Source organism: Catenovulum agarivorans YM01 (assembly GCF_000281085.1).
Taxonomy (GTDB): domain Bacteria; phylum Pseudomonadota; class Gammaproteobacteria; order Enterobacterales; family Alteromonadaceae; genus Catenovulum; species Catenovulum agarivorans.
In genome coordinates, this window is sequence record NZ_JH767522.1 from 328435 (window position 1) to 341406 (window position 12972).

A 12972-nucleotide genomic window follows, 5' to 3' on the forward strand; every position below is an offset into this window, starting at 1 on the left:
TAGAGATAGGTTAAATTATGCCCTATATTATCCTTATTTAGTACTACCATTTAAATTAACTCAGTCACACAATGAGTGCTTGGGTTAGGGATAAGCTCCCTAACCCCACTCGAGCATCACTTGAGCCATGTGCCAGCAAATCTGTTTCTATACAAACAAACGACCAAACAAAAACAGATAAATGCGAACGGCGTAGACCCACCAGAACTTTCATCTTCGGAAGCATTATCTTTAGGGCTGCCAAAACTCACTTGCTGCTCCAATACAGAGATGTTCTCCACATCGTGGGGAAATGCTAGCAGTGAAGGCTCGTTGCCATTGTTGGTTAAACGAAATTCAAGATCGGCCTGTTGCCCTTGCACATAGGTAGTGTCAACCAGAAATTGACTAGTCGCATTGTGTATATCGGCCAAATCAGAATAAACTTCTACCAAAGAACCATTAAAATATACTGCGATTTCATTGCTTGCCAATTCACCTTCAAACAGCAAAGGAACAATAGTTGTTGCATACTCTACTGAAAAGTTATTGAACCTAACCGAAGCTGTATTTTGCGAATCGGCGGGTGAAGTTTCAAAGCCATAGTATTTAATTTCAACTTGGTCTGCTGCAAACAAATGGCTAGAGATAAGCGTTAAACATACAACAATAACACGTGTTAGTTTTTTCATCATACTACCCTCTTGGCCCAATAGATGCTGTTTTGCTAAACACTTTACTTTGGCTGGTATCTACTCCATTAAACCTTTCTCTAGCCATACTCATCAACCAAACATAAACTTCACCAAATATATCTTTGCCTTCTTGTTGCACCTCTAGGTTTTCGAACGGAACTTTTAGTTTTCCAACAATCTTGGCCACATGCTCACAACCTGTTTCATTTTGAAACCTAACTGTGCCTGAAAGTTCCTGACCAACCTGTTGAGAATTGAACCTACCAACAAAAGTTGAAGTCGCTCCAAAATCATCTGTTACTTTAGCCTTAATCGCACCTAGATACTGTCCATTAGGCCTTTCATCGTCTCGATTAGCATACACATCGGTATATTCGCCAGCTGCACCTGTGGTAAAAGTCGACAACATGACACCTGTGCTTTCATCTAAATTAAAGTTAGATTGCCAGCTAGTGTCGGAGGCATTGCACAACTCTAAACCAGAGCCTTGCTCTTTTACCGAATTTTGACTGATTATGGTTTGAGTTATGGTGAGGTCTTTGGTGATATTGCGCGTTTCTTCCGCTTGAGTGCTATCAGCTGCTTGAATGGTAAAAGCACACAACATGGTTAATACACTTACTGAAGGTACGAGTGTTTTCATATACTTATGGCCTATACTGCTAGATAAAATCTTATAGTATTTTTGATACTATCCAATTAATCCAGCAGAGTAAACCGCTAACACTTACAGATGTGAATAACCCGTATCTTTGGCTATAAAGTTAATATGCACAAACGGAGTTACTTGTAAAACGCTTCAACAGTGCCTTTTAATTTAATCAACAAAGGCTGGCCACGGCGGTCTAACGCTTTTGGTGATGGTACCTTTACCCAACCTTCGCTGATGCAGTATTCTTCAACATTGTTGCGCTCTTTGCCGTTTAAACGAATGCCAATTTCGTGTTCAAAACATTCTTTAACAAAAAATTTGCTACGTGAATCACTGGCTAAACGGTCTGGTAATGCTGGTTTGTTATCACTCATTTTAGAAACCTAAAAGTAAAACTGAAAAATAAAAGTGCGTTATTGTATACCTAAGTCACTAGAATATAACAATGCTTTATGCGCACACATTGGTTATTTGCGCCTTAGCCAAAATAATGAGCCAGACACACTTTGCCAAGCTTGTTTACCGCCAAAGATCAAATAATAAATAGCTTCATTTTTATCACCCAAACCAAACACATGCGGATTTTCTTTGGGCATTTTGGCTTGGCCAGTTAAAAATTTTTCTATGTATTTATTGTATTTTTTCAGTTGATTTTTCGCATCGCGCGCTTGTTTACTGTCTTGCTGCTGGGCAAATAACATCAAAGCTTGGGTTGCCAAAGTAAACGCAGATTGCTCGTCAAAACGCGTTAATAGAGTTTGTACCTTATCCCATTGCTGTAACAGCACATAACAATTTAGCAAGCGGTATCTGTTGGCTTGATTATCATTTGGGTTCAGCTCTAACAGCTCAGCTAATTCATCCGCACAAGCTTGGTAGCGCTTTTCACTAAAAGCAAACTCAGCACGACGTGCGCGCAACATCATATAAGCACGAGTATCTTGAATTAACCAAAAGTGTCCTTTGTTTTCTTCAATAAAACCTTCACCAAAACTTTGGACAAATAAATCGATTACCCCACTAATCGCCTCACGAATCGCAGGTGAATCATCGTTTAATAAGATATCGACCATCTCATTAAGCTCGTCCATTTCTTGCTGCTCTTGCTCTGTATATTCAGGTTCGTCATACATGTTGGCATCGAAATTAGAGTTGGGCTGTGCATCTTCATCAAAACGCATTGCAAAAATGGTGTTGTGGATATAAGTAGATAAGTATTTTTTATGATGCAGTAAAATATCAACAAACATGCGCTCGCTGTCTATTTCTTTGCGCGCCTGTTTAAGGCCTTGGAATATTTTTAATGCGCCAGTTAATTCTTTAAGCTCACTTTTTTGCTTTGAATTGAGCGAGGTCTTATCGATTAACTTTAACGCTTGCAACATGCCTTTTGTCCAATTCGGTAACGGCTTATTAGCAGCTAATGCTTCTTCGTAGTTATTTTTAGATAGCGCACACTGAGTTGGCAGCTTAATTTGCTCCTGCATTATGCTTTGCATTTGCAAGTTATACAGCTGCATCAAGGCATTAATTAACTGTGTATCTTCTTGTGATTCAAAATTAAATTCACCAAACAAATCGCCGTACCATTGATTCGGCATCACCATGCCTGGGTTAACCCCCAATCCCAATAAATACCCTTGGATATAATAATAATCAGGTTGTTTATCAGAAAATTTCGCCAGTTTAATAACTTGCGCGCGAATTTGTTGTTTGCTTAAGGGTTGCACAATGAAAAACCTGATTGAACATAAAAATTGCGCTAATGCTAACCTAGATGGCCGCTGCAATAAACTTTTGTTTGCTTATAGGCTAAATGCTAAAGTAATAGACAAGCTAGCGCATGATCTGCGCACTGCATTTCCAGACATGAAAGGGTCTTCACCAAGAAATCTAAAATACATGCGCTCTTTGCAGCTTCATGGCCTAGTGCAGAATTTGTGCAAGCGGTACTTGCACAATTACCTTGCTATCACCAATTTGCGCAAAAATATCTTAAAAATAACTAAACGAGTATTGAGCAGATCGAGAAGGCGATTCGTCATGTACTATTTAATTGAGCACAATCGCACCAGTAAAGAAACACAATTGGCGGAATACAGCGACTATGCCGGTGCACAAATGGCGGGTTTGCAAAAAGAGCAGCAACATTTTCAAAATAACCATCACGAAATGGAAGTGGTTGTATTTGAAGCCAACTCAATTGATGACCTTAAACGCACTCACAGCCGTTATTTTGTCAAAGCAAAAGAAAAAGACAACACAGCAGGCGCTTTGCTTGCGGTGGGGTTAGTAGGTTTGGCTGTTTATTTGTTAAGTAAGAAATGAGTTGGGATAACAACAGATAAAACCGGCCATTGGCAAGTGCAAGAATAAAGCAAAGGGCTCATGGAGCCCTTTATATTATTTTCCAGTTGCGGATAATGCCCTACTCAACTGTCACTGACTTAGCCAAGTTTCTTGGTTGGTCAACATCCGTACCTTTAATCACAGCCACGTGGTAGCTTAATAACTGTAGCGGAATTGTGTAGACGATTGGCGCGATAATGTCGTCAGTTGGTACAACGTTGATCACCCGCTGGGTTTCGTCACTTTGGAATTTAGCGTCGTTGTCGGCAAACACATATAAAATACTGCCGCGCGCACGCACTTCTTCAACATTTGAATGCAGTTTTTCTAATAATTCGTTGTTTGGTGCAACAACTATTACTGGCATTTCAGCATCAATTAACGCGATTGGGCCGTGTTTTAATTCACCTGCTGCGTATGCTTCTGCATGAATGTATGAAATTTCTTTCAGTTTTAACGCACCTTCCATCGCTATCGGATACTGGTCGCCACGGCCTAAGAATAATGCATGGTTTTTGTCGGCAAATTCTTCAGCTAAATCTTCAATTTCTTTATTGGCTAATAAAGCTTGCTCAATTTTGCCCGGCAGTTGCATTAACGAAGCACAAATTTCTTTCTCGTTTTCAGCAGTTAAACCTTTTTGTTTGCCTAAAGCTAATACCAAAATAAGCAATGACACTAACTGGGTGGTAAATGCTTTAGTTGAAGCCACACCAATTTCAGTACCTGCGCGAGTCATAAAGTTGAAGTCTGATTCACGGACTAATGACGAGCCTTGCACGTTACAAATAGTTAATGACGACAAATAACCTTGCTCTTGCGCTAAACGCAACGCTGCTAATGTGTCAGCCGTTTCACCTGATTGTGAAATAGACACAAACAAGCTACCTTCGTGCACATAGAATTTGCGGTAACGGAATTCAGAGGCAATCTCAACACTACAGCTTACGTTGGCGTATTGTTCAAACCAATATTTAGCCACCATACCTGCGTGATAACTGGTGCCACACGCAACTATAGTTACGTGTTTAATTTTTGGAATAACTTCTTCAAAACCATTACCAAAAATACCAGCTTCTACACCTGCTGAAGTTAAACGACCTTCTAATGTTTGACGCACACAAGTTGGCTGCTCGTAAATTTCTTTCATCATGTAGTGGCGGTATTCACCTTTGTCAGCCGAGTCTGCTTTGGCATCTACAAGGTTTACTTTGCGCTCTACTTGCTCACCATTTTTATCAAAAATTTCTACCGATTTACGGGTAATGCGTGCAACATCACCTTCTTCTAAATAGATAAAACGGCTGGTTACAGGCAATAAAGCTAATTGGTCAGACGCAACAAAGTTTTCGCCAATACCTAAACCTATAACAAGTGGGCTACCAGAACGTGCAACAACCATTTCGTCTGGGTTTTGTTGGTCGATAATTGCGGTGCCGTATGCACCTGTAACAGTTTTTGCAGCTTTTTGTACCGCAGCAAATAAGTTGTTACTTTCAGCTAAATATTTGTGGATAAGGTGGGTCAAAACTTCAGTGTCGGTTTCAGAAACAAACTTATAACCTTCACCTTCTAGCTCTGCTTTTAATTCACGATAGTTTTCGATAATACCATTGTGCACAACTGCAATGCGTTCGTTCGACATATGTGGATGGGCGTTGCGTTCACTTGGTTCGCCATGGGTTGCCCAACGTGTATGCGCCACACCAGTGCCACCGGCTAAAAATTGCTCTTCCAAGCTGTCAGATAAGTTTTTAACTTTACCAACGCGGCGTAATCTTTGTAATTGGCCGTTGTCGATTACCGCTAAACCGGCTGAATCGTATCCACGATATTCTAATCGGCGTAATCCTTCTAATAAAATTTCTGCTACATCACGTTGTGCTACTGCACCGACTATTCCACACATTGTTATTTTCCCGCTTGTTGTTGATTTGTTTTGGCGACCACTATAGTCACACCCATATTTGAAATTTGTTCGATTGCTTGTTTACTGATGCCGTCGTCGGTCACCAAATAAGTAATTTGTTGCCATGTAAGTTCTAGGTTTGGAATACGTCTGCCTATTTTGTCTGACTCTACCATAACAATCACTTCGCGTGCTTGTTCTGCCATTACTCGGCTTAAACCTATTAGTTCATTAAAGGTAGTCGTTCCTCTATTTAAATCAATACCATCGGCGCCTATAAACAATTGGTCGAAGTCGTAACTACGTAAAACTTGTTCGGCAACTTGCCCTTGGAAAGACTCTGAATGTGGATCCCAAGTGCCGCCTGTCATTAAGATAGTAGGTTCGCGCTCTAATTCACGTAATTGATTGGCGACTTCTAATGCATTTGTCATCACTACTAATCCCGCCTTTTGGCTTAGGTGAGAAATTAAACTAGAAGTTGTGCGGCCGCTGTCTATGATAATGCGATTGTGATCACGTATAAGTTCAGCGGCTTTATTGCCAATTGCTTGTTTGGCCGCGGATAAGGCTTTTTCGCCATCTGTGATCACTTCTTGCGGCAATGGCACTGCGCCACCGTAGCGGCGTAATAATTGGCCACTTTTTTCGAGTTCAGCTAAGTCTTTTCGAATCGTAACAACTGAGGTATCGAATTGACTCGCCAGCGCTTCGACTGTCACTTCACCTAGTTGATTGACTTGTTGGACGATTTTGTGTCGTCGCTGTTGAGTATTTCGTTTTGACAAAGTTTCGGTTTCTTAAAATTTGTTTTTATAAGTTTCGTTTCGAAAGTTTGTGCATTTTAAACGAAGCTTTTTGTTTTGTGCAATATAAAGGTGAAATTTTGTGCGTTGGTACTCAGGAGCAAAGTTGCGCTGGATAGTTTGTGCAACAAAGCCCATTGGAAGCATAATTTTCTAAAAACGCTTTTCGCCAATCCATGGCCGCTCACAAAAGGCTTCCTGCCTTTTGAAGTTTTAGAAAATCAGCATTCCAACAGACTTCTATCTGACATTTTTATCGCCAATTAGTCACACGCAGCAATAAATTTGCTTAGTAAGGATGGGAATTTCGAATAAACGAACCAACCTTGAATTGCATGGATGCAATTCGAGAGCGCTCAGGGATGACTTGCAGCGTTTGGTGAGTTATTCGGGATTTCCAGCCCGTTTGCACCAACCTCGAAGCGCTTTTGCGAGTAATACTCCATTTAACTGCTGACTTCTAGACTATGGTTTTGCTGCGCTAGCAATAAAACCCGCAAAAGACACCGGTAGCATTTCACTCGGGTTACAATTCGTTACATTAGTGCGCATCAAGCAACAATATAATGCAAAATAAGATCTAAATATCCGCATAAAAACGGACTAAAATGCCCCCATGTTATTTAAAAGGAAAACAGTTATGTTTAGCCACAGCAAACAAACTCAAAATATAGTTAAAACAATTGGAAGTTTACTATTTGCAACCATGCTAGCTGTGTTCGCATTTAGCGCCAAAGCAAACAATGCAGATCCTAACCAGTTACTCAGCCAAGTAGGACAAAACCTATTTAGCGAAATAAAACAACTGCAACTAGACGACAGCCAAAAACGTTTAGCCCTGCGCGATATCATCAACAAACAGCTGATGCCACATATAGATGTGGATTTTGTCTCGTATAAATTGCTCGGTAAACACGTGCGCAAAATAAATAAACAGCAGTTCCAACAGTTTTCCCAAGCAGTAGAACACTATTTATCCGTTACCTATGCCAATGCACTTATGGCTTATAAAGGACAAGAAGTTATTTTTGAACAAAACGGTCAAGTGGAAGACAAGTACACGACAGTGAAAACACGTATTGTTGACCCAAGTGCACCGGCGATTGATTTACATTTTAAAATGCGTAAAAACGGCAAAGGTGAATGGAAAGTTTACGACATGGTTGCCGAAGGTATTTCATTGTTAAGTGCTAAACAAAGCGAAATAACCAAACGAATTTCCGATGCAAATATCGAGAAAGTGATTGCTGAATTAAACAGTTAATAAACTCTATTCCCCAAGTAACAAAGTTGTTGGCGCTACTTATTTGAACTAAGCTTTTTTAATAGCAAACAAATAAGTTAGCACCCAATGCGACCAGCATCATTCCGAACAACACTCATTATATTTAGCCTGTTCTGCACATGCTGGTTTATACTGCTATTGCCATTGAAATTGTTAGCGTTAGACAAGGTAATGGCCTATTCGCCTGAACAAAATTTTGATAAACGCGAAGAATATCACCTCGCACTACTCAAAGCCGTTTTAGTGGAAACTGAGCAAGAGTTTGGTCTTTTCGAGTTAACTCGCTCTGCAGTGACAATGCCAAGAAGTCGCCAAGCACTCGAACTCACCAAAGGAAATATCATTAATGTCATCGCGTCTCCACCATTCAAAGGCCAGCTTAACAACAACCTAAGAGTAGCTTTTCCTATTCGCCGCGGCTTGTCGAGTTATCGAATATTTCTAGTTATGCAGCAGAATGTAGATTTATATAAAAACGCCAATACGCTCGAACAAGTGAAACAATTTAAAACCGGGCAAAAGCAATACTGGTCTACCGAGAAAATTTTACTCCATCACGGTTTTAACGTGGTTTCAACGGCAAACTATAAAGGTTTATTTAAAATGTTAGCTTTAGGTAGATTCGATAGCTTAAACCGCGATATTGCCGAAGCTTATATAGAACTCGAAACGTTTAAAAAGGAAATTCCACAACTAAGTTACGACCGTCATATAGCACTCTATACCTACTTGCCTTACTATTTTTATGTGTCGCCAAAACAATTGAATTTAGCCAAACGTTTAGAATTTGGTTTGTTAAAACTACACAAATCAGGTCAGTTAGATACTTTATTATTTAACTATTTTGCTGCTTATTTACACTTAGCGAAATTAGAGAACCGTCGGATCTTTTATATAGATAATATAAATTTATCCCAGGATATGTATAGCCATGACCAAGCATATTTATTAGATTTAACAAAAAGCCAGCAGTCTTTCGAACAGGCTGCTGGCTTTTAAACAAACAAAAAATAGACTTGTTATTTAGGCACAGAATTTAACGTGTAATAAGCTTTGTTATGGAACACATCTAAGCTTTTGCCGAAATCAGTTGCAGATAAATCAAACTCATACACTCGATTTGTCGCTATTGCAGCTTTAGCTGTATCCACAGCAAAATCAGCCAAGGTAAAAGTTAAACTTTTGCCATTGTTCGACCACTGCAAATTACCAATCACTTCATCGCGTAAACCTTTTTCTGCCGATCCGTAATTAAAGTCTTCTTGATAGAACCAAGAACTCACTTTTAATTTGGCAAAACTAGCTTGCTGCGCTTTGTTAATCGGCTGAGTAAAGTTAATGCTATAACCACTGCTAGTAACATTAATTGAATGGATAGATTGTGGAATGGTTTTGCCATCCCAGACTATACGCTGCAGTGCAGTTAAATTACCACCTTTGGCCCACCAGCCACGGCCGGTTTGTCCTACCCATAAACTATTGTCTTCAGGAGAAAAGGCTAAGCGCATGACACCTGAGGCTGTGCCCGTCATAAATGGCAATAGCGCAGATTGCATCACCCCGTTTACTTCTTCAATATGCACACGGAATATGTTCGATTGAGTTTGGTCACCAACAAACATCTGCCCAACATAGGGGCCAAATTTAACTTTAGCTGTTTGCCATACAGGGTTGCCCGGTGAGTTCATTGCGCGGCCATGAGGTAATAAACCGACAGGCAAAGCACGTTTGTCTTTAAACTGCTGCCAATCAATTGCAGCATCACCTAGTACTTTCCCCGGTAAATCGACAAGTGACGCAGGGTGCCCATAATATTTATCTTGCTCTAACAGATAAAGTTTAGAGGTGCCGTGATAATCACCTTGGTTGTCGGTATAAAATACTTTGCCATCATCTCTGACCGCAATACCTGCTGGACTACGCAAACCATAAGCATAAGGTTTGGTGATACCATTTTTATCGACCTGCATAGCCCAACCACGATATCCACCCGTTGTGCCCATAATGCCACCTGCGGTATAACCACTTGGCATACCATGACCTAAATTAAGGTTATATAACAAACTACCATCTAATAACTTAACTGGCCCGTGCAAATAGGCGTGATAGTTAGCGTGAAAACGGAATTGATCCGACACTACTTCGCGCTGTTCAGCCCAACCGTCGTTATCTTTGTCGATTAAACGAGTTAAACCGGCTTTTTCACCAACAATAATTTGGTTTTCGTCTTCTACTACTAAGCCCATTGAATCAAAAGTACCTTCAGCAAATTGTTGCCATTTGCCATCAGTAATTTTCCAAACACCAGCAGTACGGGTACTGACATAAGCATTACCTTTGTCGGTAAATGTAATACCTAATGGTTCAAACAACACACGGCGGCCAAATAAGTCGTTTGGATCGAGTGCACTTTCAATTGCATACCCTGCAGGTAATACAGCCTCACCATTAAACTCGCTCCAAATCAGCGGTTGTGGTGAATTTTTTTGCGGCGGAATATTCTTGTCGACCAATTTAACTTGCGGCGCATCTGCAACCAATGCAGTGAAGGTCACTTTGTTGTGTTTACCCGCAGGGATCTGCCAAACATCACCGGTAATTTTACCGTGATTTACTTGGATTTGGCTTAATCCTGTAGCTGGTAAAGCTAAGGTCAATTCGCTGCTATTATTGAAAGTAAATTCAGCGGCAATTTTGCCTGATTGCTCAGTGTCTAATTTAACCGAAACATAATTTTGGTTAACGCGATAACTAAAAGTTGGAATTTGTTTAGTTGGCGTTGTCACACCAACAAATTCAGCATCAACTTTGGCTAATTTTGCCGCGAAGTCTTCTTTGTCAGCTAATAGTTGTTTAGCTAAATCTTTGGTTAATTCCGCAGATTGTTTAAAACTAAAATCTAACCAATCACCCGATGCGAGTTTAGGTTGAAATAAATTAGCAGTATGCTCACGCGGCCAAAATTTTGCGCCACGGCCAATATTACTTGGTGCATCAGCACGGCCTTGTTTTTCGTGTTTTAAATCTAAAAATCGCCCTGACCAAATCATTTCAAAAGCGAAAGTTCTTGGATCAAAACTATAGTTAGTTTGATTGGGTAAACCCACATGATAAGCACGGCCAGATACGTATTCACCTATGTTCACACGTGCAAGTCTTGGTTGGTCGCTGACTAACTCAGCAGTTAAATCTTCAACCAGTACATAAGGTTTTTCTGGCTGAGCTTGCCAAACATAAGCAGCACCTTGTTCGCCGTTATCATTGAGCGTATGTAAATAAGCAAGTAAGGCATCAATTTCTAACTGATTAATCGCCTGCGCGTTATAAGACGGCATAATTGGAAAGAATTTCTGTTCAGTGCCATCAGCCTTGGTGCGAGTTGCAATTTGCAAGGTTGAAGCACGTATAGAATCCAACAAATATTGCGCATCAGCGGCTATTTGCTCTTTATCACCTTTAGCGCTTATCACTGTATGCTGTTTAATATTCGGACTAAATACGCCATACAAGTTTGGCCCAGTTTTAACCGATTGCGCATCTTTCTGGGTTTCGTGACATTCTTTGCAACCTTTAGCGGCAAAAGCTTTTTTGCCGAGCTCAACTAAGTTGAGCATAGGTTTGCCAAGCGTATCGTCTAATGGCGCTTGGTGCTCTTTAGCCACAGCTACTTTTGGCGAATAATCGCTAAAATCACGTGGGGTAATTTTAATATTGCGCAGCGCCAATGGTCCTGCATTACCTAAAAAGACCACGGGACCTTTGCTAACTTCGTTTTGCGTCAACGCGCCTTGGCCCGGGCCAGTTGCAATTTGGTTTTGGTGGATAGTTACACCGTTAAATTTAACTTGCATCAACTCGGCATAAGCGGTTTTTAAACCATGTTGATCAAACCTAGGTGCACGAAATTCTATGCTTAGATGTTGCCATTGCTCAATTGGCTGACTCGGGTTGGCTTTAGCAACCACACCATCATAGTGTTTCCACTCTCTGTCGTCGTCAAACCTTGGGTGTAACCCACCCATAGCACCATTCCACAGTTCAGTTTTGCCATAAGCGTCATTTAAATTAATCCGATAACGTCCAAGCAAATAAACGCCTGACCAAGTATTTTTCGCTAGTTTAAAATCAAATTCTAACTGAAAGTCGCTAAACTCTTGTGCTGTGATCAATTTACTTGCAGGGTGATCATTGCCTTGGCTCGAAATATTGACCAACACGCCTTTTCCCTGTTGTGGCACAAAAGCTTGTTGGGTTGCATTCAGCTCAACTTCTTTTACCAGATGCCATTCATCCGCCAAACTAAAATCAATACCTTCAAACTTGAGCTGGCTCGTTTGTGCAGCTACTGCAGACTGCTGCTCAGTTGAACTCTGTGATTCTGTTTCTGAGCAAGCAAACAATCCCTGCAGCGCTGCAAGTACAAATAAGTATTTATTTAAATACGCACTCATAGTGGCCTTACCCAAATATTCCTATAACTAACAGGGTTACCATGATCTTGTAAGTGAATAGACTCACAACCATGCGCTTCAGTATATCTAGGGTAACCACGGAAAACCGTTGGACCTTGAATTTGTGTATGGTTTTGCACTAATACACCATTGTGCAATACAGTTACATAAGCTTTTTGATCGATACGACCCTCAGAGTCAAACCTTGGTGCGCGGTAGATAATATCGTAAGTTTGCCACTGCATATTTGGTTTGCTGGCATTTACTAAAGGTGGGGTTTGTTTATATACAGAACCCGCTTGGCCATTTGAATAAGTGCGATTTTGATACGAGTCTAATACCTGAACTTCGTAGCGGCCTTGAATATAAATACCACTGTTGCCAGAGTTTTGTCCCACTTGCCAATCTTCTTTGCCTTTAGGTGGGGTGCGCCATTCAATATGTAATTGCATATCACAGAATTTTTGTTTGCTATTGACGCCGCTGGTGCCAGCTTTTACTGTCATAACACCATTATCAAAAGTCCATTTGGCAGCTTCACCTTCTTTATGTTGCCATTGTGATAAACCTGTATCTTTGCCCAATAAAACAATTGCATCTGACGGTACTGGGCCAGGGGTAACAACTCTTGGTTCAGGCTCCCAATACTCAGTCCATTCCGGCGCAGGTTGTTCAACGCCATTGGCGTTAACTAAACTGCTCGCGCATGTACATGCCGTTAAAATAACAGCTGATAAATATTTATTATAAGTTTGCATGTGTGGCTTTACTCCTAAAATGACCAACTGTCAGGCTGGTTAGTCCGCTATTTTGGTATGTTTATTGTTAAATTTCTTTTATTTTATT

The 12972-nt window shown here is 40.6% G+C and carries 11 protein-coding genes; 3 read left to right on the top strand and 8 right to left on the bottom strand.

Features of this window, described 5'->3' with window-relative positions:
- Window positions 1-116 precede the first annotated feature (116 nt).
- From WSC_RS0104110 to WSC_RS0104125, 4 genes are all read right to left on the bottom strand, one after another.
- Entirely contained in the window at window positions 117-674 is a 558-nt protein-coding gene (locus WSC_RS0104110; RefSeq protein WP_040393821.1) for a hypothetical protein, read from the bottom strand.
- 1 nt (window position 675) lies between these two features.
- Complete coding sequence (locus tag WSC_RS0104115; RefSeq protein ID WP_016954641.1) at window positions 676-1317, bottom strand: hypothetical protein; 642 nt, start codon at window positions 1315-1317, stop codon at window positions 676-678.
- 140 nt (window positions 1318-1457) lie between these two features.
- Window positions 1458-1700: a DUF3297 family protein gene (locus tag WSC_RS0104120; RefSeq protein ID WP_016954642.1), complete on the bottom strand. Its 243-nt coding sequence runs from the start codon at window positions 1698-1700 to the stop codon at window positions 1458-1460.
- Window positions 1701-1793: 93 nt separating this feature from the next.
- On the bottom strand, window positions 1794-3056 hold the full coding sequence (locus tag WSC_RS0104125) for a UPF0149 family protein (RefSeq protein ID WP_016954643.1): 1263 nt from the start codon (window positions 3054-3056) through the stop codon (window positions 1794-1796).
- Between the two features lie 313 nt (window positions 3057-3369).
- On the opposite strand from WSC_RS0104125, the gene WSC_RS24585 reads away from it, so the two are divergent.
- Window positions 3370-3654, top strand: coding sequence for a hypothetical protein (locus WSC_RS24585; RefSeq protein WP_026016652.1), 285 nt, complete (start codon window positions 3370-3372; stop codon window positions 3652-3654).
- A 100-nt stretch (window positions 3655-3754) separates the two neighbouring features.
- Here WSC_RS24585 and glmS read toward each other — a convergent pair whose 3' ends face one another.
- Together glmS and WSC_RS0104140 are read right to left on the bottom strand one after the other, a co-directional pair.
- Window positions 3755-5584, bottom strand: a complete 1830-nt coding sequence (gene glmS / locus WSC_RS0104135) for a glutamine--fructose-6-phosphate transaminase (isomerizing) (protein ID WP_016954644.1) — start codon at window positions 5582-5584, stop codon at window positions 3755-3757.
- 2 nt (window positions 5585-5586) lie between these two features.
- Window positions 5587-6372 carry a DeoR/GlpR family DNA-binding transcription regulator gene (locus WSC_RS0104140; RefSeq protein ID WP_026016653.1) on the bottom strand — a complete coding sequence of 262 codons (786 nt, stop codon included), beginning with the start codon at window positions 6370-6372 and terminating at the stop codon, window positions 5587-5589.
- A 658-nt stretch (window positions 6373-7030) separates the two neighbouring features.
- Between WSC_RS0104140 and WSC_RS0104150 the strand changes: the two genes are divergently transcribed.
- Together WSC_RS0104150 and WSC_RS0104155 are read left to right on the top strand one after the other, a co-directional pair.
- Window positions 7031-7654: an MlaC/ttg2D family ABC transporter substrate-binding protein gene (locus WSC_RS0104150; RefSeq protein ID WP_016954647.1), complete on the top strand. Its 624-nt coding sequence runs from the start codon at window positions 7031-7033 to the stop codon at window positions 7652-7654.
- Window positions 7655-7819: 165 nt separating this feature from the next.
- Window positions 7820-8674, top strand: coding sequence for a hypothetical protein (locus tag WSC_RS0104155; protein ID WP_157447178.1), 855 nt, complete (start codon window positions 7820-7822; stop codon window positions 8672-8674).
- Between the two features lie 20 nt (window positions 8675-8694).
- Here the strand turns inward: WSC_RS0104155 and WSC_RS0104160 are convergent, their stop codons facing one another.
- Window positions 8695-12126: a 3-keto-alpha-glucoside-1,2-lyase-like domain-containing protein gene (locus WSC_RS0104160; protein ID WP_016954649.1), complete on the bottom strand. Its 3432-nt coding sequence runs from the start codon at window positions 12124-12126 to the stop codon at window positions 8695-8697.
- On the bottom strand, window positions 12123-12884 hold the full coding sequence (locus WSC_RS0104165) for a 3-keto-disaccharide hydrolase (RefSeq protein ID WP_016954650.1): 762 nt from the start codon (window positions 12882-12884) through the stop codon (window positions 12123-12125). The genes WSC_RS0104160 and WSC_RS0104165 overlap by 4 nt, the downstream gene beginning before the upstream one ends.
- Window positions 12885-12972 lie beyond the last annotated feature (88 nt).

Bases quoted from the DNA above. Each gene is read 5' to 3' on its own strand.
- WSC_RS0104110 (WP_040393821.1), bottom strand. From the start codon at position 674: ATGATGAAAAAACTAACACGTGTTATTGTTGTATGTTTAACGCTTATC.
- WSC_RS0104115 (WP_016954641.1), bottom strand. From the start codon at position 1,317: ATGAAAACACTCGTACCTTCAGTAAGTGTATTAACCATGTTGTGTGCT.
- WSC_RS0104120 (WP_016954642.1), bottom strand. From the start codon at position 1,700: ATGAGTGATAACAAACCAGCATTACCAGACCGTTTAGCCAGTGATTCA.
- WSC_RS24585 (WP_026016652.1), top strand. From the start codon at position 3,370: ATGTACTATTTAATTGAGCACAATCGCACCAGTAAAGAAACACAATTG.
- glmS (WP_016954644.1), bottom strand. From the start codon at position 5,584: ATGTGTGGAATAGTCGGTGCAGTAGCACAACGTGATGTAGCAGAAATT.
- WSC_RS0104150 (WP_016954647.1), top strand. From the start codon at position 7,031: ATGTTTAGCCACAGCAAACAAACTCAAAATATAGTTAAAACAATTGGA.
- WSC_RS0104160 (WP_016954649.1), bottom strand. From the start codon at position 12,126: ATGAGTGCGTATTTAAATAAATACTTATTTGTACTTGCAGCGCTGCAG.
- WSC_RS0104165 (WP_016954650.1), bottom strand. From the start codon at position 12,884: ATGCAAACTTATAATAAATATTTATCAGCTGTTATTTTAACGGCATGT.